The organism is Streptomyces sp. NPDC059248 (assembly GCF_042753905.1).
Lineage (GTDB): Bacteria > Actinomycetota > Actinomycetes > Streptomycetales > Streptomycetaceae > Streptomyces.
Window position 1 is genome coordinate 1 of record NZ_JBHYZV010000061.1, and the last position, 19,922, is coordinate 19,922.

Annotated in this window: 19 protein-coding genes; 11 read left to right on the forward strand and 8 right to left on the reverse strand. The window is 71.4% G+C overall.

From position 1 onward, the window contains the following. Window positions 1-23 precede the first annotated feature (23 nt). Window positions 24-281, reverse strand: a complete 258-nt coding sequence (locus ACFXG1_RS23945) for a hypothetical protein (RefSeq protein ID WP_384716947.1) — start codon at window positions 279-281, stop codon at window positions 24-26. A 351-nt stretch (window positions 282-632) separates the two neighbouring features. Between ACFXG1_RS23945 and ACFXG1_RS23950 the strand changes: the two genes are divergently transcribed. Next, entirely contained in the window at window positions 633-1,064 is a 432-nt protein-coding gene (locus tag ACFXG1_RS23950) for a GNAT family N-acetyltransferase (protein ID WP_384716944.1), read from the forward strand. Window positions 1,065-1,120: 56 nt separating this feature from the next. Here the strand turns inward: ACFXG1_RS23950 and ACFXG1_RS23955 are convergent, their stop codons facing one another. Continuing rightward, window positions 1,121-1,912, reverse strand: coding sequence for a metal-dependent hydrolase (locus ACFXG1_RS23955; protein ID WP_384716941.1), 792 nt, complete (start codon window positions 1,910-1,912; stop codon window positions 1,121-1,123). A 312-nt stretch (window positions 1,913-2,224) separates the two neighbouring features. Here ACFXG1_RS23955 and ACFXG1_RS23960 point away from each other — a divergent pair, with 312 nt between their 5' ends. The 3 genes from ACFXG1_RS23960 (at window position 2,225) to ACFXG1_RS23970 (ending at window position 6,305) form a co-directional block, all read left to right on the forward strand. Next, window positions 2,225-4,738 carry a DEAD/DEAH box helicase gene (locus ACFXG1_RS23960; RefSeq protein WP_384716938.1) on the forward strand — a complete coding sequence of 838 codons (2,514 nt, stop codon included), beginning with the start codon at window positions 2,225-2,227 and terminating at the stop codon, window positions 4,736-4,738. A 106-nt stretch (window positions 4,739-4,844) separates the two neighbouring features. Then, on the forward strand, window positions 4,845-5,723 hold the full coding sequence (locus ACFXG1_RS23965; protein ID WP_384716935.1) for an acyl-CoA thioesterase: 879 nt from the start codon (window positions 4,845-4,847) through the stop codon (window positions 5,721-5,723). Between the two features lie 90 nt (window positions 5,724-5,813). After that, window positions 5,814-6,305 carry a glutathione peroxidase gene (locus ACFXG1_RS23970; protein ID WP_384716932.1) on the forward strand — a complete coding sequence of 164 codons (492 nt, stop codon included), beginning with the start codon at window positions 5,814-5,816 and terminating at the stop codon, window positions 6,303-6,305. Window positions 6,306-6,434: 129 nt separating this feature from the next. Here the strand turns inward: ACFXG1_RS23970 and ACFXG1_RS23975 are convergent, their stop codons facing one another. Continuing rightward, complete coding sequence (locus ACFXG1_RS23975; protein ID WP_384744466.1) at window positions 6,435-7,670, reverse strand: acyl-CoA dehydrogenase family protein; 1,236 nt, start codon at window positions 7,668-7,670, stop codon at window positions 6,435-6,437. A gap of 166 nt (window positions 7,671-7,836) precedes the next feature. Here ACFXG1_RS23975 and ACFXG1_RS23980 point away from each other — a divergent pair, with 166 nt between their 5' ends. Next, window positions 7,837-8,571 (forward strand): TetR family transcriptional regulator, encoded by a 735-nt coding sequence (locus ACFXG1_RS23980; protein ID WP_384744468.1) that lies wholly within the window; start codon window positions 7,837-7,839, stop codon window positions 8,569-8,571. Between the two features lie 57 nt (window positions 8,572-8,628). Here ACFXG1_RS23980 and def read toward each other — a convergent pair whose 3' ends face one another. Further along, on the reverse strand, window positions 8,629-9,222 hold the full coding sequence (def, locus tag ACFXG1_RS23985) for a peptide deformylase (RefSeq protein WP_384744470.1): 594 nt from the start codon (window positions 9,220-9,222) through the stop codon (window positions 8,629-8,631). Between the two features lie 114 nt (window positions 9,223-9,336). On the opposite strand from def, the gene ACFXG1_RS23990 reads away from it, so the two are divergent. The 4 genes from ACFXG1_RS23990 to ACFXG1_RS24005 all read left to right on the forward strand — a co-directional run bounded on the left by ACFXG1_RS23990 (window position 9,337) and on the right by ACFXG1_RS24005 (window position 13,876). Next, window positions 9,337-10,575, forward strand: coding sequence for a MurT ligase domain-containing protein (locus tag ACFXG1_RS23990; protein ID WP_384721947.1), 1,239 nt, complete (start codon window positions 9,337-9,339; stop codon window positions 10,573-10,575). Window positions 10,576-10,610: 35 nt separating this feature from the next. Beyond that, a complete protein-coding gene (locus tag ACFXG1_RS23995) occupies window positions 10,611-11,339 on the forward strand; it encodes a type 1 glutamine amidotransferase (RefSeq protein WP_384721944.1) in 729 nt (242 codons plus the stop codon). A 314-nt stretch (window positions 11,340-11,653) separates the two neighbouring features. Beyond that, window positions 11,654-12,679, forward strand: a complete 1,026-nt coding sequence (locus tag ACFXG1_RS24000; RefSeq protein WP_384719648.1) for a 6-phosphofructokinase — start codon at window positions 11,654-11,656, stop codon at window positions 12,677-12,679. Window positions 12,680-12,790: 111 nt separating this feature from the next. Further along, complete coding sequence (locus ACFXG1_RS24005; protein WP_384744472.1) at window positions 12,791-13,876, forward strand: cytochrome c oxidase assembly protein; 1,086 nt, start codon at window positions 12,791-12,793, stop codon at window positions 13,874-13,876. Window positions 13,877-14,001: 125 nt separating this feature from the next. Here the strand turns inward: ACFXG1_RS24005 and ACFXG1_RS24010 are convergent, their stop codons facing one another. After that, window positions 14,002-14,535: an ATP-binding protein gene (locus ACFXG1_RS24010; RefSeq protein ID WP_384719652.1), complete on the reverse strand. Its 534-nt coding sequence runs from the start codon at window positions 14,533-14,535 to the stop codon at window positions 14,002-14,004. A 321-nt stretch (window positions 14,536-14,856) separates the two neighbouring features. On the opposite strand from ACFXG1_RS24010, the gene ACFXG1_RS24015 reads away from it, so the two are divergent. Continuing rightward, window positions 14,857-15,567 (forward strand): lysophospholipid acyltransferase family protein, encoded by a 711-nt coding sequence (locus ACFXG1_RS24015; protein WP_384744474.1) that lies wholly within the window; start codon window positions 14,857-14,859, stop codon window positions 15,565-15,567. Window positions 15,568-15,731: 164 nt separating this feature from the next. On the opposite strand, the gene ACFXG1_RS24020 is transcribed toward ACFXG1_RS24015, so the two are convergent. Next, complete coding sequence (locus ACFXG1_RS24020; protein WP_384717846.1) at window positions 15,732-17,354, reverse strand: alpha/beta hydrolase; 1,623 nt, start codon at window positions 17,352-17,354, stop codon at window positions 15,732-15,734. Between the two features lie 200 nt (window positions 17,355-17,554). Next, window positions 17,555-18,175: a TetR/AcrR family transcriptional regulator gene (locus tag ACFXG1_RS24025; RefSeq protein WP_384717848.1), complete on the reverse strand. Its 621-nt coding sequence runs from the start codon at window positions 18,173-18,175 to the stop codon at window positions 17,555-17,557. A gap of 237 nt (window positions 18,176-18,412) precedes the next feature. Here ACFXG1_RS24025 and ACFXG1_RS24030 point away from each other — a divergent pair, with 237 nt between their 5' ends. After that, window positions 18,413-19,372 carry an ABC transporter permease gene (locus tag ACFXG1_RS24030; protein WP_384744477.1) on the forward strand — a complete coding sequence of 320 codons (960 nt, stop codon included), beginning with the start codon at window positions 18,413-18,415 and terminating at the stop codon, window positions 19,370-19,372. A gap of 101 nt (window positions 19,373-19,473) precedes the next feature. Here ACFXG1_RS24030 and ACFXG1_RS24035 read toward each other — a convergent pair whose 3' ends face one another. Beyond that, window positions 19,474-19,764, reverse strand: a complete 291-nt coding sequence (locus ACFXG1_RS24035) for a type II toxin-antitoxin system Phd/YefM family antitoxin (protein WP_384717853.1) — start codon at window positions 19,762-19,764, stop codon at window positions 19,474-19,476. Window positions 19,765-19,922 lie beyond the last annotated feature (158 nt).

Consider the following 19,922-nt stretch of genomic DNA (forward strand, 5'->3'; position numbering starts at 1 on the left):
GGCGCGGGCGCCGGCGGCCGGACTCAGGCCCCGACCAGCTCCGCCTTGTTCATCGCGGCTATGTGCCGCTCCTGCGGTCCCGTGTCGCCGCCGCCGTCCACGAGCTGGGCGGCCCCGCCGATGAGAAAGCCGCCGATCAGGATCGGCGCGACATCCGCGGTGGCGGCGCGCGCCACGCTCTCCGGGACGACCATCTTGGCCAGCTGGCCGGCGGCGCCGATCAGCAGGGCGGAGGAGGCGACGAGGGCCAGCAGGGCCTTGATCGGACGGCGACGACGCATGGGCGCTCCTGGGTGCGCGGGCCGCGACGACGACAGTGCGCCGCGGCGTACGACGGGGGCCGCCACACCGGCGGCTGATCGGACGTTAGGCCCGTACGACCCCACCGCGCCACCCCCTGTGGAAAACCCTGCCCGACCGTTGCCGGACCGGCGCCGGACCCGGCCGGAACACCGCGCCCCCGGTCGTGGCCGCCGCGATGCGCGGGAGCGCGGAAAGCGGCCGTCCCGGGAGTTCTCGGGGGTGGGGCGGCGGTGTCGCGACCGTCCCGGGACCGGCGGGACCGGGGAAACCTGTGGGACCGGTGCGCCGGGGCTCCCGCCCCGGACCTCCCACCCGCTAGCATGTAATCCATGCTCAACACTAATGACCCTTACGAGGTGCGGGCCGGGGTGCCCACGGCCGAGGTCTTCCGCCGACTGCGTACCGATGCCGGACTCTCCGACAAGAGCCCCGAGGCGGTCGCACTCGCCCTCCCCAACACCTGGTTCGGTGTGGTCCTCCACCACGGGGGCGAGCCGATCGGCATGGGCCGGATCATCGGTGACGGCGGTACCGCGTTCCAGATCGTCGACATCTGTGTGCACCCGGCGCACCAAGGCCGCGGCCTCGGCAAACGGATCATGGCCGCGCTCACCGGGGAGCTGGAGCGCCGGGCGCCCGCCACCGCCTATGTGTCGCTGATCGCGGACGGCCCCGCGCGCCATCTCTACGAGAAGTTCGGCTTCGCGGACACCGCCGCGCACGACTCCATCGGCATGTACCGCACGATGGACCGGGCCTGAGGAACGGCGAGCGCCGGACCGGCGGCTCCGGGGGAAGGGCCCCCTACCGGCCCCGGTCAGAACACATTGAGCGCCGAAGCGCCGCCCACTCCTCCGAGCAGCATGAACACCGGCATCAAGACCTTCAGCTCCACCCAGCTGCCGGCCCGGAACCGCAGCGCCTTCGGCGGGCCGATGGGGTACCAGCGCCGGTTGCCGATGGGTATCGGCCACAGGATCGGACAGCCCGAGACGGTCAGCGAGTCGCCGATGTCGTGGACCAGGGCGCCGAGCACGATCGGCAGCCCGAGCCAGAGGTACTCCTGCCCCGGCGCCGTGAACAGCCAGTCGGAGCCGTTGCCCGGCTTGTCGAGGACCCCGGCCAGGATCCAGGCGCTGGTGGCGCCCAGCAGCCAGACCAGGACGTCGCTCGACATCCGCGCGGCGCGCCACAGCAGCCCTTCGACCGCGAGCACCAGATGGACGAAGAGGATCCCGAGGACCGCCCACCGCCCGCCCGTGACGGCGATGGCGGACGCCCCGCCGCCGATCATCACGGCCCAGACCCAGGTATGGGTGAGGGTGCGGTGGCCACCCGTACGCCGGTTGTCGCCGGGTTTGCGGGTCGCTTTGTAGACCGCGTAGGAGAGTTTGTCGACGATCTCGCAGAGCGCCTTGGAGACCGGCCCGAAGGCCCGGGAGATCGTCGCCGCCTTGTGGTCGAGATCGGGCGCGAGCGCGGCGCCCGCGCAGATCAGCGCGCCGACCACGAGCACCGGCCAGGGCATGGGGTGCCCGGCGGCGGCCGTCGCCGCGCCCACCCCCAGCCAGGCCGCCGCCCCCGAGAGTGAGTGCGCCGGTCCCATCATGATCGTGTCCCCGCCCCGTGGTCGTCCGCCGTCCCCGGAACGTTTCCCCCGGGCCCGGCGGACCGCTGTCGCCGTCTTCTTCGTCTACTTCATTTACTTCGTGCACTTCGTTGTCATCGTCGCCGTGGCCGTCGCAGGTCGTACGGGTGCGGCGGTCCGGCCCGGTACGGCAGGACCGTCCCGCCCCGACGGGCCGGTCGGCGCCGGAAATCCCCGGCCGACAGGGCAGCGTACCGTCCGTGATCTTCGCCGCGCCGCCCGGATCCCCGGTCCGAGGTGAAGCGACCGGCCCGCGCCAGGCAAGATGGGGGCGTGACGCTTATCGATCAGCTGCCGCCGAACGCCGACCCCGACGCCCTCTTCGAGGGCTTCTCCTCCTGGGCGGAGGGCCGGGGCATCTCGCTCTACCCGGCGCAGGAGGAGGCGCTGATCGAAGTGGTGTCGGGGGCGAACGTCATCCTCTCCACACCCACCGGATCCGGGAAGTCACTGGTCGCTGCGGGCGCGCACTTCACGGCGCTGGCCCGCGACGAGGTGACGTTCTACACCGCTCCGATCAAGGCGCTGGTCTCGGAGAAGTTCTTCGATCTGTGCAAGATCTTCGGCACCGAGAACGTGGGCATGCTGACCGGTGACGCGTCGGTCAACGCCGACGCCCCGGTGATCTGCTGCACCGCCGAGGTGCTGGCCTCCATCGCGCTGCGCGACGGCAGGGACGCCGATATCGGCCAGGTCGTGATGGACGAGTTCCACTTCTACGCGGAGCCGGACCGCGGCTGGGCGTGGCAGATCCCGCTGCTGGAGCTGCCGCAGGCGCAGTTCGTCCTGATGTCGGCGACCCTGGGGGACGTCTCCCGCTTCGAGGAGGATCTGACCCGGCGGACCGGCCGCCCCACCGCGGTGGTCCGCTCGGCGACCCGCCCGGTCCCGCTGTCGTACGAGTACCGCCGTACGCCGATCACGGAGACCCTGACCGAGCTGTTGGAGACCCGGCAGGCACCGGTCTACATCGTGCACTTCACCCAGGCCGCGGCGGTGGAGCGGGCGCAGTCCCTGATGAGCATCAACATGTGTTCCCGGGAGGAGAAGGAACGGATCGCCGAACTGATCGGCAACTTCCGTTTCACCACCAAGTTCGGTCGCAATCTGTCGCGTTATGTCCGGCACGGGATCGGGGTGCACCACGCGGGCATGCTGCCCAAGTACCGCCGGCTGGTGGAGAAGCTGGCACAGGCCGGGCTGCTGAAGGTGATCTGCGGAACGGACACCCTCGGTGTCGGGGTGAACGTCCCGATCCGTACGGTGCTGTTCACGGCGCTCACCAAGTACGACGGCAAGCGCGTCCGCACCCTGCGGGCCCGGGAGTTCCACCAGATCGCGGGCCGGGCCGGACGGGCCGGATTCGATACGGCGGGTCTGGTCGCCGCCCAGGCGCCGGAGCACGTCATCGAGAACGACAAGGCGCTGGCCAAGGCGGGCGACGATCCCAAGAAGCGCCGCAAGGTGGTCCGCAAGAAGGCCCCCGAGGGCTTCGTCGCCTGGTCGGACTCGACCTTCGAGAAGCTGATCGAGTCCGAGCCCGAGCCGCTGACCAGCCGGTTCAATGTGACACATACGATGCTGCTGTCGGTGATCGCCCGGCCGGGCAACGCCTTCGACGCGATGCGGCGGCTGCTGGAGGACAACCACGAGCCCCGCCGCAATCAGCTGCGGCATATCCGCCGGGCCATCGCCATATACCGGTCGCTGCTGGCCGGCGGGGTGGTGGAGCGGCTGGACGAGCCGGACGCGCAGGGCCGGATCGTCCGGCTGACCGTCGACCTCCAGCACGACTTCGCGCTCAACCAGCCGCTGTCGACATTCGCGCTGGCCGCCTTCGAGCTGCTGGACCCGGAGTCGCCGTCGTACGCGCTGGACATGGTCTCCGTGGTGGAGTCGACGCTGGACGACCCGCGGCAGATCCTCGCGGCCCAGCAGAACAAGGCCCGCGGCGAGGCGGTGGCCGCGATGAAGGCGGACGGCGTCGAGTACGAGGAGCGGATGGAACGGCTGCAGGAGGTGACGTACCCGAAGCCGCTGGAGGAGCTGCTGTGGCACGCGTACGACGTCTACCGCACGAGCCATCCGTGGGTGGGCGACCACCCGGTCTCGCCGAAGTCCGTGATCCGGGACATGTACGAGCGGGCGCTCTCCTTCACCGAGTTCACCTCCTTCTACGAGCTGGCCAGGACCGAGGGCATCGTGCTGCGGTATCTGGCGGGCGCGTACAAGGCGCTGGAGCACACCATCCCGGACGATCTGAAGTCGGAGGACCTCCAGGACCTGATCGCCTGGCTGGGCGAGATGGTGCGCCAGGTGGACTCGTCGCTGCTGGACGAGTGGGAGCAGCTGGCCAATCCGGAGGTCGAGACCGCCGAGGAGGCGCGGGAGAAGGCCGATCAGGTCAGGCCGGTCACGGCCAACGCGCGGGCCTTCCGGGTACTCGTCCGGAACGCGATGTTCCGGCGGGTGGAGCTGGCCGCCCTCGACAAGGTCGGGGTGCTCGGCGAGCTGGACGCCGAATCGGGCTGGGACGCGGACGCCTGGGGCGAGGCGATGGATGCGTACTGGGACGAGCACGACGAGCTGGGCACCGGACCCGACGCCCGCGGACCGCGGCTGCTGCTGATCGAGGAGGACGAGCCGCACGGTCTGTGGCGGGTGCGGCAGATCTTCGCCGACCCGAAGGGCGACCACGACTGGGGCATCAGCGCCGAGGTCGATCTCGCGGCCTCCGACGAGGAGGGCCTGGCTGTGGTACGGGTGACGTCGGTGGGGCAGCTGTGATCCAGCGGACGGTGCCCGGGTCCCGGGCGGAATCCCCGCGTGCCAAGTCCGGCCCTGTGCGATCGGTCGGCGCACGGCCGGCGGAAGCGCGATCAGGAGGAGTGCGATGACGAATCCGGCCGAGCGCCTGGTCGATCTGCTCGATCTGGAGCGGATCGAGGTGAACATCTTCCGCGGCGCGAGCCCCGACGAGTCGTTGCAACGCGTCTTCGGCGGCCAGGTCGCCGGACAGGCACTGGTCGCGGCGGGCCGCACCACGGACGGGGAGCGTCCGGTGCACTCGCTGCACGCCTACTTCCTGCGGCCAGGCCGCCCCGGGGTGCCGATCGTCTACCAGGTGGAGCGGGTCAGGGACGGCAGGTCCTTCACCACCCGCCGGGTCACGGCGGTCCAGGAGGGCCGGACGATCTTCAATCTGACGGCGTCCTTCCACTCCCCCGAGCCCGGTGGCATCGAGCACCAGCTGCCGCCCCGGCTGGACTTCCCGGACCCCGAGACGCTGCCGAAGGTCGCGGACGAGATCCGGGAGCACCTGGGCAGCCTGCCGGAGACGCTGGAGCGGATGGCCCGCCGTCAGCCGTTCGACATCCGCTACACCGAGCGGCTCCGCTGGTCTCCCGAGGAGATCGAGGAGAAGGGGTCCGATCCGCGCAGCGCCGTATGGATGCGGGCGGTCGGTCCGCTGGGCGACGATCCGCTGATCCACACCTGCGCCCTGACCTACGCCAGTGACATGACGCTGCTGGACGCCGTGCGCATCCCGATCGAGCCCCTCTGGGGGCGGCGCAATTTCGATCTCGCGTCGCTGGACCACGCGATGTGGTTCCACCGGCCGTTCCGCGCGGACGAGTGGTTCCTGTACGACCAGGAGTCGCCGATCGCGACCGGTGGGCGCGGGCTGGCCCGGGGCCGGATCTACAACCGGGACGGCGAGCTGCTGGTGTCGGTGGTGCAGGAGGGCTTGTTCCGTCGGCTCGACGGCTGACGGAGAGCCCTGCGCCACCCCCGCACCGCAGGCCGGCCGTGAGGTGAGGGACCGTTCACAAGACCATTCACGAGAAAAGGAGTTCGAGAGATGACGACGCTGTACGACATCCCGCTGCGGAGCCTGGCGGGTGAGCCGACGTCCCTGGGGGCGTACCGGGGTTCGGTGCTGCTGGTGGTGAACGTCGCGTCGAAATGCGGACTGACGCCCCAGTACGGCGGCCTGGAGCGGATCCAGAAGGAGTACGGGGAGCGCGGCTTCACGGTCGTGGGCGTGCCGTGCAACCAGTTCGGCGGCCAGGAGCCGGGCGGCGCCGAAGAGATCGCGACGTTCTGCTCCGCGACGTACGGTGTCACCTTCCCGATGCTGGCGAAGACCGACGTCAACGGGGCCGGGCGGCATCCGCTGTACACGGAGCTGACCCGGACGGCCGACGACGCCGGGGACTCCGGTGATGTGCAGTGGAACTTCGAGAAGTTCCTGATCGGCCCGGACGGTGCGGTCGCGGCCCGGTTCCGGCCCCGGACCGAGCCGGACGCGCCCGAGGTGGTCGCGGCCATCGAGCGGCTGCTGACGGCCTGACCCCGGACGAGAGTGCCGTACGGAACGGCCGCCCGATGCCGTTCCGTACGGGCCGGGGGACGGACCGGGCGCGGGCGGGGCGCAGACCGGGCCGGGCCGAGGGCGGCTTTCCGTAGGGGCTCGTACGTCTCAGCGGATCGGGACGCCGGACAGGGTCCTGGCGATCACCAGCCGCTGGATCTCACTCGTGCCCTCGAAGATGGTGTAGATCGCGGCGTCCCGGTGCATCCGCTCGACCGGGTACTCCCGGGTGAAACCGTTCCCGCCGAGGATCTGCACGGCCCGCGCGGTGACGTCCTTCGCCGTCTCACTGGCGAAGAGTTTGGACATCGAGCCCTCGGCAGCGTCGAACGGCCGGCCCGCCGCCGCCATCCACGACGCCCGCCACACCAGCAGCCGGGCCGCGTCGATCCTGGTCCGCGCGTCCGCGAGCTGGAAGGCGATGCCCTGGTTGTCGATGATCGGCCGGCCGAACTGGGTACGGGTACGGGCATAGTCGAGCGCGATCTCGTACGCGGCGCGGGCCGTGCCGACCGCCATGGCGCCGACGGCGGGGCGGGACGCCTCGAAGGTCGCCATGGCGGCGTTGCCGACCCGCTCGCCCCCGCCACCGCCGTTCCGTGACCGCTCACGGGCCCTGGCGAGGCGTTCGTCGAGCCGCTCCTTGCCGCCGAGGAGGCAGTGTCCGGGGATCCGGACGCCGTCGAGGACGACCTCGGCGGTGTGGGAGGCGCGGATGCCGTGCTTTCTGAACTTCCGGCCCTGGGTGAGCCCGGGGGTGCCCGGCGGGACGACGAAGGAGGCATGCCCCTTGCTGCCCAGCTCCGGGTCGACGACGGCGACGATCACATGGACGTCGGCGATCCCGCCGTTGGTGACCCAGGTCTTGGTCCCGTCGAGCACCCATTCGTCCGTCGCCGGTAGATGGACGGCGCGGGTCCGCATCGCGCCCACGTCCGACCCGGCTTCGGGCTCGGACGAGCAGAAGGCGGCGACCTTCACATCGCCGGGGTCCCCGTACATCTGCGGAATCCAGGTACCGATCTGCTCCTCGGTGCCGTTGGCGAGGACCCCGACGGCGGCCAGACCCGTACCGACGATGGACAGGGCGATGCCCGCGTCGCCCCAGAACAGTTCCTCCATGGCGATCGGGATCCCGAGGCCGGTGGGGTCGAAGTACTGCTGGGCGTAGAAGTCGAGGGAGTAGATCCCGACTTCGGCCGCCTCCTGGATCACCGGCCAGGGAGTCTCCTCGCGCTCGTCCCACTCGGCGGCGGCCGGGCGCATCACATCGGCGGCGAAGCCGTGCAGCCAGTCGCGTATCTGCTTCTGCTCGTCGTTCAGTTCGAACGCGGACGTCGCCATATCCCCTCCAGTAACACGATCACCAACCGCTGGTTACTTGCGGTAACGGCAGTCTGTTACCGGGCGGTAGAGCATGTCAACCGACCCCGCGGCCGGTCCGTGGCGTGCGGGAGGGTGTTAGTTTGCGCTGGCGTCAGGCATATCGCACGGGCGGGGAGAACGACTGATGGAGACCACGCGGCAGCCCGCCGACCGGGACCGGTCGGCGGCCGAACAGCGCCGCAGGGAGCTGCTGGAGGCGGCCGACCGGGTCGTGCTCCGCGACGGCCCCGGTGCGTCCATGAACGCGATCGCCGCGGAGGCGGGCATCACCAAGCCCATCCTGTACCGGCACTTCGGCGACAAGGGCGGTCTCTACCGGGCCCTGGCCAAACGTCACACCGACGCGCTCCTTGAAGCGTTGCGCGAAGCGCTGGACGCCCCGGCGGACCGCCGGGAGCGGATCGCGGCGACCCTCGACACCTATCTCGCCGCCATCGAGGCACGACCGCAGGTCTACCGGTTCCTGATGCATCCGGCGGAGGCCGCGACCGCAACGGCACCGGGGCCCGGGCCCGGGCCGACACCGGCCGGGAACGCGACCGACACCGGGTCCGCGTCCTCATCTGTGTCCACGTCTCCGGAGACCGGATTCGACGTCGGCCGGCACTCCGCGCCCCTGCTGCGGCGGCTGGGCGAGGAGCTGGCCCAGGTCATCGGCGAACGGGTCGACCTCGGCCCGGCCGGCGGCCGGCTGGCCCGGGTCTGGGGACACGGCATCGTCGGGATGATGCACGCGGCGGGCGACTGGTGGCTCGGCGAGCGGCCGTGCTCACGCGCCGAACTCGTCGCGGATCTCACCGACCTGCTGTGGGGACGGCTCGCCACGGTCGGGGACCGCGACGGCGGCCCCGGGTTCTGAACCGTACGCCACCCGGGGCGGCCGCCCCCTCGCGACCGGCGCTCCGCGGGTCCGGTGTCAGGGGTCCGTGAGGGGCCGTGCGGCGGCACCGTCGTCGGGGCGGCTCCCGATACGCGACGCCCACGGCGACCGCGCGACCGCGCGCAGCAGCCGGGTACGGCGCAGGCCCGTGAGCCGGTCCGCGTACACCACACCGTCCAGATGGTCGGTCTCGTGCTGGAGGCAGCGCGCGAAGAAGCCGGTCCCCTCCACCCGTACCGGCGCCCCGGTCACCGTGAAGCCCTCGACCACCGCCCGGTCGTATCGAGGGGTCCCGGCCTCCAGGCCGGGCAGCGACAGACAGCCCTCGGGGCCGCGCAGCTCCACCCCGTCGGCCTCGACAAGACGCGGATTGACCAGGTGCCCGAGGTGGCGGACGTCCTCGTCGTCGGGGCAGTCGTAGACGAACACCCGCAGGCCCACCCCCACCTGATTGGCCGCCAGGCCCACCCCCCTGGCCGCGTACATGGTCGCGAAGAGGTCCTCGACCAGCCGGTGCAGTCCGGGGCCGAAGTCGGTGACGGTCTCGCAGGGGGCGTGCAGCACGGGATCGCGGAAGAGGCTCACGGGCCGTACGCGTCCGGAACTGCCGGGGATCGGCCGGTTTCGCATGCCCGCAAGCCTACGTTCCGACGGGTCCCGGCCGCGTGGCGCGGTGCCGCGGTACGGCGGCGGGGCCGGACCTGGATAGGCTGGGGTCGACCGATGCAAGGAGGATCAAGGACCATGGCAGGCACCTCGGAGCCACTGACGCCTCGCGCCAAGCTCGCCGTGACGGCCGGCAAGGCGGCGGCGGCGGTGTCACGTGCGGCCGGACGCGGCAGCGGCTCGGTCATCGGCGGCAAGGTCGCGCTCAAACTCGACCCCGATCTGCTGGGTCGGCTGGCGCAGCACCTGGACGTCGTCCTGGTGTCGGCCACGAACGGCAAGACGACGACGACACGGCTGATCGCGGAGGCGCTGCGCGCCGCCGGGCCCGTGGTCTCCAACGCGCTGGGCGCCAATATGCCGGCCGGGATCACCTCGGCGCTGGCGGGCGGTTCCAGCGCCAAGTTCGGTGTGATCGAGGTCGACGAGAAGTATCTGGCGGGGGTCGCGCGCGATGTGACGCCGAAGGCGATCGCGCTGCTGAACCTCTCCCGCGACCAGCTCGACCGGGCCGCCGAGACCCGGATGCTGGCGGAGAAGTGGCGGGAGGGCCTCGCGGGCACCAAGGCCGTCGTGATCGCCAACGCGGACGACCCGCTGGTGGTGTGGGCGGCCTCGTCCTCCCCGCATGTGGTGTGGGTGGCGGCCGGACAGGCGTGGAAGGACGACGCCTGGTCCTGCCCGTCCTGCGGCGGAGTGATGCAGCGGCCTGGCGACGACTGGTACTGCGGCGAGTGCGGCTTCCGCCGCCCCGCGCCCAGCTGGGTGCTGAGCGGCGACCACGTCCTCGACCCGCACGGCTCGGCCTGGCCCATCCATCTCCAGCTCCCGGGCCGGGCCAACAAGGCGAACGCGACCAGCTCGGCGGCGGTCGCCGCCTGCTTCGGTGTTCCGCCGCAGGTGGCGCTGGAGCGGATGTACCAGGTGCAGGCGGTCGCCGGGCGCTATGACGTGGTCACCTTCAACCAGCGCGAGCTGCGGCTGCTGCTGGCGAAGAACCCGGCCGGCTGGCTGGAGACGTTCTCCCTGATCGACCCGCCGCCGACCCCGGTGATCCTCTCGGTGAACGCGCGCGGCGCGGACGGTACCGACACCTCCTGGCTCTGGGACGTCGACTACACCCGGCTCGCGGGCCACCCCATCGTGGTCATCGGCGACCGCCGGCTAGACCTGGCGGTCCGGCTCGAGGTCGCGAACCTGGACTTCCGGGTCTGCGAGACCGTCGACGAGGCCGTGGCCATGGCGCCGCCCGGGCGGATCGAGCTGATCGCGAACTACACCGCCTTCCAGGACGTCCGCCGCCGCGTGGGCAACTGACCCGACCGGACCGAAGAGAGCGAGAGACTTCCAGCATGGCCGACAACAGCCTGCGTCTGGTCTGGATCTACCCGGACCTGCTGTCCACCTACGGCGACCAGGGCAACGCCCTGGTCGTGGAGCGGCGGGCCCGGCAGCGCGGCCTCGACGTCCAGCGGGTGGACGTCCGCAGCGACCAGCCCGTCCCCACCTCCGGCGACATCTACCTGATCGGCGGCGGTGAGGACCGTCCGCAGCGGCTGGCCGCCGAGCGGCTGCGGCGCGACACCGGGCTGAGCCGGGCCGCCGAGAACGGCGCGATCATCTTCTCCGTCTGCGCCGGCTACCAGATCCTCGGCCACGAGTTCATCAACGACCTCGGGCAGCGGGAACCGGGCCTGGGCCTGATCGATGTGATCTCCACCCGGGGCGAAGGCGATCGCTGCGTCGGCGACGTCCTCGCGGACATCGACCCCCGGCTGGGGCTGCCGCAGCTCACCGGATTCGAGAACCACCAGGGCATCACCCACCTCGGACCCACCGCGCGGCCCTTCGCCCGGACCGTCCTGGGCCGCGGCAACGGCACCGGTGACGGCACCGAGGGCGCGTACAACGAGACCGTGTTCGGTACGTATATGCACGGTCCGGTCATGGCGCGCAATCCGCAGATCGCGGATCTGCTGCTGAAGCTGGCGCTCGATGTGAACGCCCTGCCGCCGGTCGACGACCGGTGGTACGAGGCGCTGCGCAACGAGCGCATCACCACGGCGACCCAGCCCGCCTGAAACCCGGCGCCCCAGCCGCCTGAGACCCGGGCATCCCGGCCCGCCGAATCCGGCGTTCCGACCCGCCCGAATCCGGCGTTCCGAAGTCCCCGAGCCGTCCGGCCGGGGACTTCGCCGTATCCCGGGACGGACCGGGGTACGTACCCCGGGGGCGTCGGCGCGGCCCCGGTCCGCGCGGGCGGCACGGTCCCGGGCCGTCCCATCAGGCGGACGCCCCATTCGGCCGGTACCCCCGGGCGCCGGTAGGGTGAGGCTCGATCCAGCCGGACGACGTGGTCCGGGAGTCGGCCCACGTTGCAAAGGTAATTCGGGCAATGCGCATTGGTGTGCTCACTTCCGGAGGCGACTGCCCCGGTCTGAACGCCGTCATCCGGTCCGTCGTGCACCGCGCGGTCGTCGACCACGGCGACGAGGTCATCGGCTTCCACGACGGCTGGAAGGGCTTGCTGGAGTGCGACTACCGCAAGCTCGACCTGGACGCGGTGGGCGGCATCCTGGCCCGCGGCGGAACGATCCTGGGGTCGTCCCGGGTCCGGCCCGAGCAGTTGCGGGACGGTGTGGAACGAGCCAAGGGCCACTGCGCCGATCTGGGGCTCGACGCGGTCATCCCGATCGGCGGCGAGGGCACCCTCAAGGCCGCGCATCTGCTCTCCGAGGGCGGGCTGCCGATCGTCGGCGTACCGAAGACGATCGACAACGACATCGCCGCCACCGATGTGACCTTCGGTTTCGACACCGCGGTCGGGGTGGCCACGGAGGCGCTGGACCGGCTGAAGACCACCGCCGAGTCGCATCAGCGGGTACTGATCGTGGAGGTCATGGGCCGCCACACCGGGTGGATCGCGCTGCACTCGGGGATGGCGGCCGGCGCCCACGCGATCGTCGTACCGGAGCGCCCCTTCGACATCGAGGAGCTGACCAAGCGGGTCGGCGCCCGGTTCGAGGCGGGCAAGCGGTTCGCGATCGTCGTGGTCGCGGAGGGCGCGAAGCCCCGTGAGGGCACCATGAACTGGGACGAGGGCGGCAAGGACGTCTACGGCCACGAGCGGTTCGCCGGGGTCGCTCGCCAGTTGTCCAACGAGCTGGAGGACCGCCTCGGCAAGGAGGCGCGGCCGGTGATCCTCGGCCATGTGCAGCGGGGCGGTACGCCGACCGCGTACGACCGGGTCCTGGCGACCCGGTTCGGCTGGCACGCGGTGGAGGCGGCGCACCGGGGCGAGTTCGGCATGATGACCGCCCTGCGCGGCACGGACATCACGCTGGTACCGCTGGCGCGCGCGGTGGAAACCCTCAAGACGGTCCCGGACGCCCGGTACGACGAGGCGGAGTGCGTGCTGTAGCTCCGTCGGCGCCTCTCCACCGGCGTGGAACCGCCCCCGGCCGCACTCGCGGCCGGGGGCGGTTCTACTCTGGTCCCGCAAGGCACGCACAGCAGAATCAGGAGCCGGCGGATGGATCACAGCGAGCACGGCACATCGATGGATCTGCCGCCGTTCACGCTGGGACGCGGTCTGGAACTCTCCCCCGACCCGTTCTTCCTCGTCGGCAGCCTGGTGGCGCTCGCGCTCTACGGCTGGGGCGTGACCCGGCTGGTCCGGCGGGGCGACGCCTGGCCCGTGGGGCGGACCGTCTTCTTCGTCGTCGGCGTACTCACGGTGCTGCTGGCGATGTGCACCAAACTCAACGACTACGGCATGGTCATGTTCAGCGTGCACATGGTGCAGCACATGATCATCAGCATGGTCTCCCCGATCCTGCTGCTGCTCGGCGCGCCGGTGACGCTGGCGCTGCGGGCGCTGCCGCCGGCGGGCCGGGGCCGGACCGGGCCGCGCGAGCTGCTGCTCGCCCTGCTGCACAGCCGCTATATGCGGATCATCACCCATCCCGTCTTCACGATCCCCCTCTTCATCGCGAGCCTGTACGGGCTGTACTTCACGCCCCTCTTCGACTTCCTGATGGGCTCCAAGGCGGGCCATATCGCGATGATGATCCACTTCCTCGCGGTCGGTCTGGTCTTCTTCTGGCCGATCATGGGCGTGGACCCGGGTCCGCACCGGCCGGGCTATGTGATGCGGATGCTGGAGCTGTTCGCGGGCATGCCGTTCCACGCCTTCTTCGGGATCGCCCTGATGATGGCCAGCTCGCCGATGGTGGAGACGTACGACAGCCCCCCGGCGTCGCTCGGGATCGACGCGCTCGCCGACCAGAACGCGGCCGGCGGTATCGCGTGGGCGTTCAGTGAGATCCCCTCGGTGCTGGTGCTGATCGCGCTCGTCTTCCAGTGGTACCGGTCGGACCAGCGGCAGGCCCGGCGGAAGGACCGGGCGGCGGACCGGGACGGCGACAAGGAGCTGGTGGCGTACAACGCCTATCTGGCGCAGCTCCACGCCCGCAGTGGCGGTACCGGGACGGCCCGGGTCCCGGCGGAGGCAAAGGCCCCCACGGGCGGGGATTCCATGGCGGAGGAGGCCCCGGCGGGCGCCGGGGACGGCGACGGCGGACAGCGCCGGGAGCAGGGCGCGGGCGCCGGGCGGTAGCGCCGACGGCCCTTCCGGGGTGACCATGGCGGTGGCCACGGTCGTCGTCCGAGGAGGGCGCGTATGCCCGGTTCCACGAGAGCGATGGGTGCCATCACGATCGGCACCCTGGTGGTGGTCACCGCCTACACGGTGGCGCTCGGCAGCAACGGCTGGCTCTGGTTCGGCTGGGTGGTGCTGGGGCTGCTGACCGTCGGGATGATCGCCGCACGGAACTGATCGGTGGCCCGCTCCGGGAGGGGGCGGGCCTCACCCACGGGTGGCAGGGTGGCGGTGGGTCCGGAGTCCCGGTGGACCCGGCCGCGGCGCCGTACGGTCCGGGTGAACCAGATGACCTTGCCGTCCACGGTGCCGCAGGTGCCCCAGCTGTCGCTGAACTGGGCGACGGTGGCGAGACCGCCCCGGGCGGGAGAGGAGCTGGTCACCCTCGGCATCCGATGGTCCCGGTCGGCGACGGAGGCGCTGAGGCGGCGGCCGGTCCAGCGCAGCTCGATCACACAGGTCGGATCGTCGGGGACGTGCCGGACGACATTGGTTATCAAGGCGTCGACGGCCCGGCAGACCGGGCCGATATGGGCTTCGAGGTCCCAGTGCCGCAGATGGGCGGCGAGAATGCGCCTGATCTGCGGAATCCGCTCCTCCGTCGCCCAAACTTCCATGCTGTATCCGCAGGCGGTCCGACCGTGCATGACCATGGCTCCTCACCGCGGCAGTCCGGCCCCTCCCCGCTACGACACCCCCCGAATATCACGGAAAGTGGCCGACTGACGCTTTCGGGTCACTGCCCAGGGTGAACCCGGGTCCCGGGGGCCGCAACAGCACGGGGGCCCCTCCCGTCCGGGCGCGGGCCGGGACGGGGTGCGCCGGAACGGTGACCCGCCCGTCGACGGGCACATAAAATGACCGCGTTCGAGAAATTCCGCAGGACCAGGGGCGCATTCCCCCACCGACCGGCCCGCTGCTGAAGGAGCACCCCCGACGTGTTCTACCACGTGCTCAAATATGTTCTTCTGGGGCCGCTGCTGCGGTTGCTGTTCCGGCCCAGGATCGAGGGTCTCGAACACATTCCCGAGGAGGGCGCGGCCATCGTCGCCGGGAATCATCTGTCGTTCTCCGACCATTTCCTGATGCCCGCCATCCTCAAACGGCGTATCACCTTCCTCGCGAAGGCGGAGTATTTCACCGGTCCGGGGCTCAAGGGTCGGCTGACCGCCGCGTTCTTCCACAGTGTGGGGCAGATCCCGGTGGACCGTTCCGGCAAGGAGGCGGGGCAGGCGGCGATCCGTGAGGGGCTCGGCGTCCTGAGCAAGGGCGAACTGCTGGGGATCTATCCGGAGGGCACCCGTTCGCACGACGGCCGGCTCTACAAGGGCAAGGTGGGCGTCGCGGTCATGGCGCTCAGGGCCGGGGTGCCGGTGATTCCGTGTGCCATGGTCGGCACCTTCGAGATCCAGCCGCCCGGGCAGAAGCTGCCGAAGGTCAAGCGGGTCACGGTCCGTTTCGGCAAGCCGCTGGAGTTCTCGCGGTACGCCGGAATGGAGGACGAGAAGGCCGTGCTGCGGGCGATCACGGACGAGATCATGTACGCCGTGCTGGAACTCTCGGGTCAGGAGTACGTCGACCGCTACGCGGCCGAGGTGAAGGCCGAGGCGGAGCCGGCGAAGAAGACGGGCCGCGCCGCCGGGCGGTGAGCGGACGGAGCCGCCGGCGCCATCGGACGGTAAACGGTGAGCGGTGAACGGTGAGCGGACGGAGGGGGCGGAGGGGGCGGCCGGAGCTCTCCGGCCGCCCCCTCGTCAGATGTCCCCGGACCGTGTCCCGGCACGGCGCGCCGCGATCAGGACTACGGCACCGTTCAGGGCTTCGGCACCGCGTGCGGGTCGCAGTTCACATCGCGGGCGTCCAGGGTGCCCTTCAGCAGATAGGCGTCGACCCGCTGGTTGACGCAGGGATTGGCGATCCCGGTGACACCGTGCGAACCGGCGTTCTTCTCCAGGATCAGCCGGGAGCCCTTGAGCCGCTTCTGCAGCTCGTAGGCGCCGGCGACCGGGGTGGCCGCGTCCCGCTCGGCCTGGACGATCAGCACACCGGGCAGGCCCTTGCCGGGGCGGACGTCCACGGCCTGGTGCTGCTTGGACTGCCAGGTCGAGCACGGCAGGTTCATCCAGGCGTTGGCCCAGGTCATGAACGGGTAGTCCTTGTGGAGCTTGGTGTTGTCCCGGTTCCAGGTGCGCCAGTCGGTGGGCCACTTGGCGTCCGCGCACTCGACCGCCGTGTAGACGGCGTTGCTGTTCTCGGAGCGGGCGTTGCCCACGGTGTCCGTCAGATCCGGCCCGGCGGCGTCGATCAGGGCCTGGGGGTCACCGGCGACGTACTTGCTCCAGATCCGGGCGACGGGCGCCCAGGAGGAGTCGTAGTAGGGGGCGCTCTGGAAGAAGGAGATCAGCTCGGCCGGTCCGACGACACCGCCGAGCGGGGCCTTCTTCGCGGCGGCGCGCAGCTTCTGCCACTGGGCCTCGACCTCGGCCGGGGTGGCGCCGATGCCGTAGGTGGCGTGGTTCGCCGCGACCCATTCCTTCCAGTCGTTCCACCGCATCTCGAAGGCCACGTCCTGGTCCAGGTTGGCCTGGTACCAGATCTTCTCCCGCGACGGATTGACGACGCTGTCCATGACCATCCGGCGGAGGTGGCCGGGGAAGAGTTCGGCGTACACGGCACCGAGGTAGGTGCCGTAGGACACGCCGAGGAAGTTGAGCTTCCGCTCGCCGAGGGCGGCCCGGATGACATCGAGGTCGCGCGCGGTGTTGGCAGTGGTCATATGCGGCAGCATCCAGCCGCTGCGGTCGGCACAGCCCAGGGCGTACTCGTACGCCAGCTTCCGCTGGGCACGCTTGTCGGCCTCGGAGTCGGGCACCGGGTCGGCCTTGGGGGCCTTGACGAACTCCTGGGGGTCGACACAGGAGATCGGGGTGGACCGGCCGACGCCGCGCGGGTCGAAGCCCACGAAGTCGTACGCCTTGGAAGTGTTCACCCACAGCGGGTTCTTGCTGGTGACCCTGACCGGGAAGCGCAGACCGGAGCCGCCGGGCCCGCCGGGGTTGTAGACCAGGGCACCCTGGCGCTCGGCCGGGGTCCCGGTGTGGCCGATCCGGTCCACGGTGAGGGTGATCTGTCGTCCGTGGGGCCGCTTGTAGTCGAGCGGGACGGTGACCGTGCCGCACTGGATGGGCTTGGGCAGCCCCCAGTCGGTGGGACAGTCCGCCCAGTCGATGCCCTGGTCGGCGGCCCGTTCGGCGGCGATCCCGACACCGCGCGCCTCGGCCGGTCCGCCCTCGGCGGAGTCGGCGCGGGCGCTGTCGGACCGGCCGGAGTCGGACCGGCCGGAGTCGGCACTGGCGACCGGTGTGGATATCGCCCCCGCGACGAGGATCCCCGCCATCAGAGTGCCGGCCGAGCCGAGCACTGCTGTGCGTCTCACGGAGAACTCCCCCTTTCCGTTGTCGAGTTCTCCCCGGGATCCTTTCGTCTGAGGGGTCACCGCGAACAGATCGCACTGGTGTTTCTTTACCGAACCAATAACCGGTGCGTCATGTACCGCTGAGCGGTGCACCGTGCGAAACCGGCCACGCCGGGACAAGGGGGTCGTGGCCGGTGCGGGGCGGGCGGTCTTCCCGCACGTCAACCGGTGGCAGGGCGCTCCATCGAGATCAGAGCGCCCAGCCCGTTCTCCAGCATCTCGACGGTGACTCCGCCGAAGAGCGCCTGCTGGGTGATGAACCCCTGGGTCGTGGCGATGAGCGTCCTGGCCACATGGTCGGCCGGGGGCCCTTCGGGCATCAGACCGCGTGCACGGTACAGCTCGACCAGTTCCGCCCAGGAGGCGCGCAGCCCCGCATAGCGCTCCTGGAGGACGGCCGCGATCCGGTCGTTGCGGAGGGTCTCGGTCCACACCTGGACGATCAGCCGGGCGTGCGCCTGCTCGTCCTCCCCCGGCAGTCGCTCCCGGAGCACCCCGCGCATCACCCGGCCGATCAGGATGTCCGGGGTGGGCAGGGGGTCCGCCCGGGTGGCGTCCGCGAAGGCGGCCCTGATCCCGGTGAAGATCTCGTCCGCGATGGCCTCGATCAGCTCGTCCTTGCTGCCGAAGTAGCGGTAGACGGCACCGGCGGAGAGACCGACCTCGGCGAGGACGTCCTGCATGGACGAGGCGTGGAAGCCGTTACGGGCGAAGCAGCGGCCCGCGCCGTCGAGGATCTGCCGACGGCGGGCATCGAGGTGCTGCTGGGAGACGCGTGCCATGGGCCCAACTTAAAACGAACGTTCCTTCTTGACAAGGCCGGAGAGGCGCAGCACAGTGACGCCAGGCAAAACGAACGATCCTTCTTTTTACGTCCCCGTCCGAGGAAAGAGGCCCCCGTGTCCCAGCCGACTCCCCCTCCCATCCCTCCCATCCCTCCCGCTCCTCCCGCCTCTCCCTCTTCGCCCGGCGGCCCCGGAGCCGGGTGGGCCCGGCGCTCGGTCGCCGTCCTGCTGCTGGTGCCGATCGTCGTGGCGGCGACCCTGTGGGCCTTCGCCTGGCCGGGCGCCCGTACGGCTCCGCGCGATCTGCCGGTGGCCGTGGCGGGACCCGCCGCCGTCGCCGAACCGGTGGCCCGGGGACTCGAACGGCGGGAGGGCGCCTTCGACGTACGCCGTTACGAGGACGAGGCCGCCGCGCGGGCGGCGATCGAGGACCGGGCCGTGTACGGCGCGGTGGTCGCCACGCCCGGAGGGCCTCGGCTGCTGACCGCGTCGGCGGCGAGCCCCGCGGTGGCGGCGCTCCTGCGGGAGGCCGTCGCCGCGGGCGCGGGCGGTCCGGTGGAGACAGTCGACGTGGTGCCCGCGCCGGCCGCCGATCCGCGGGGCGGCGTGCTGGCGGCGAGCGTGCTGCCCCTGTCGATGGCCGGGATCGTGACGGGTGTCCTGGTGACGGTCCTGGGGCTGCGCGGGGTACGGGCCGCGGTGACACTCGTGGCGGCGGCGGCCCTCGGCGGGGCGGCCACGGCCGTCGTCGCCCATGACTGGCTGGGAGTGCTGACCGGGTCGTGGTGGGGCGAGGCGGGGGCGGCGGGCCTGACGGTCCTCGCGGTCGCGGCGGCCTCCGCGGGCCCCGCCGCGCTCATCGGCCGGGCGGGGCTGGCGGCGGGCAGCGCTCTGACCGTACTGATCGGGAACCCGTTCTCGGGCGCCGCGAGCGCGCCCGAACTGCTGCCCGAGCCGTTCGGGGCGCTCGGCGGGCTGCTGCCGCCGGGGGCGGGTGCGCAACTGATCCGCTCCCAGGCGTACTTCGACGGTGCCGCGTCCGGCGGACCGCTGCTGGTGCTGACCTGCTGGGCGGGGCTCGGTCTCGCGGCCGTACTCGTCGCCGCCCGCCGCCGGGCGGCCGGGGGCCCGGACGGATCCGTACCGCTGCCCGCCGGGACGGACCGCCCCAGGGCGACGGCGGCTCCGGCCTGACGGCGTGGCGGCCCCCTGCCGTCGTGGAATCGGTCGTGGAATCGGTCGCCGGACCAGTCGTGAAACCAGTCGTAAAACCGGTCGCGGAGTCAGTCGCGGGGTCAGTCGCGGGAGCCGGGGGGCCGATGCTCGGCCGTCAGGCCGAAGCGGGAACGTCCAGGGCCGCCCCCGGCGACCGGACCCAGCGACGAGACCGAGGAGATCACCTGCTCGCGCTCGTCGCCCTCCGGCGCGCCCTGCCCCTCCAGCCGGGCGAGATCGTCGGCGGAGACCAGGGCCACGAGCGGCTTCCCGTGCCGGGTGACGACGACGCGCTCGCCGCCGTACACGACACGGTTGATCAGTTCGGCCAGCTCAGCGCGGGCTTGCGTCACCGGAATCTCGTAGGCCATGCCTCTCAGCTTAATCGGCACCGCCCGGCGGCACCCGGCGCGGAAGGCCGCCACGGGCCGGGCGGCCGTACGCCCCCGTACGCCGGGCCGGCCGAACGGACTTCGACCGCGCCGCTCGCCGAGGGCGAAATCGCGCACCTGAGCAGGGACTTCACCGA

Bases quoted from the DNA above. Each gene is read 5' to 3' on its own strand.
- ACFXG1_RS23945 (WP_384716947.1), bottom strand. From the start codon at position 281: ATGCGTCGTCGCCGTCCGATCAAGGCCCTGCTGGCCCTCGTCGCCTCC.
- ACFXG1_RS23950 (WP_384716944.1), top strand. From the start codon at position 633: ATGCTCAACACTAATGACCCTTACGAGGTGCGGGCCGGGGTGCCCACG.
- ACFXG1_RS23955 (WP_384716941.1), bottom strand. From the start codon at position 1,912: ATGATGGGACCGGCGCACTCACTCTCGGGGGCGGCGGCCTGGCTGGGG.
- ACFXG1_RS23965 (WP_384716935.1), top strand. From the start codon at position 4,845: ATGACGAATCCGGCCGAGCGCCTGGTCGATCTGCTCGATCTGGAGCGG.
- ACFXG1_RS23970 (WP_384716932.1), top strand. From the start codon at position 5,814: ATGACGACGCTGTACGACATCCCGCTGCGGAGCCTGGCGGGTGAGCCG.
- ACFXG1_RS23975 (WP_384744466.1), bottom strand. From the start codon at position 7,670: ATGGCGACGTCCGCGTTCGAACTGAACGACGAGCAGAAGCAGATACGC.
- ACFXG1_RS23980 (WP_384744468.1), top strand. From the start codon at position 7,837: ATGGAGACCACGCGGCAGCCCGCCGACCGGGACCGGTCGGCGGCCGAA.
- def (WP_384744470.1), bottom strand. From the start codon at position 9,222: ATGCGAAACCGGCCGATCCCCGGCAGTTCCGGACGCGTACGGCCCGTG.
- ACFXG1_RS23990 (WP_384721947.1), top strand. From the start codon at position 9,337: ATGGCAGGCACCTCGGAGCCACTGACGCCTCGCGCCAAGCTCGCCGTG.
- ACFXG1_RS23995 (WP_384721944.1), top strand. From the start codon at position 10,611: ATGGCCGACAACAGCCTGCGTCTGGTCTGGATCTACCCGGACCTGCTG.
- ACFXG1_RS24000 (WP_384719648.1), top strand. From the start codon at position 11,654: ATGCGCATTGGTGTGCTCACTTCCGGAGGCGACTGCCCCGGTCTGAAC.
- ACFXG1_RS24005 (WP_384744472.1), top strand. From the start codon at position 12,791: ATGGATCACAGCGAGCACGGCACATCGATGGATCTGCCGCCGTTCACG.
- ACFXG1_RS24010 (WP_384719652.1), bottom strand. From the start codon at position 14,535: ATGGAAGTTTGGGCGACGGAGGAGCGGATTCCGCAGATCAGGCGCATT.
- ACFXG1_RS24025 (WP_384717848.1), bottom strand. From the start codon at position 18,175: ATGGCACGCGTCTCCCAGCAGCACCTCGATGCCCGCCGTCGGCAGATC.
- ACFXG1_RS24035 (WP_384717853.1), bottom strand. From the start codon at position 19,764: ATGGCCTACGAGATTCCGGTGACGCAAGCCCGCGCTGAGCTGGCCGAA.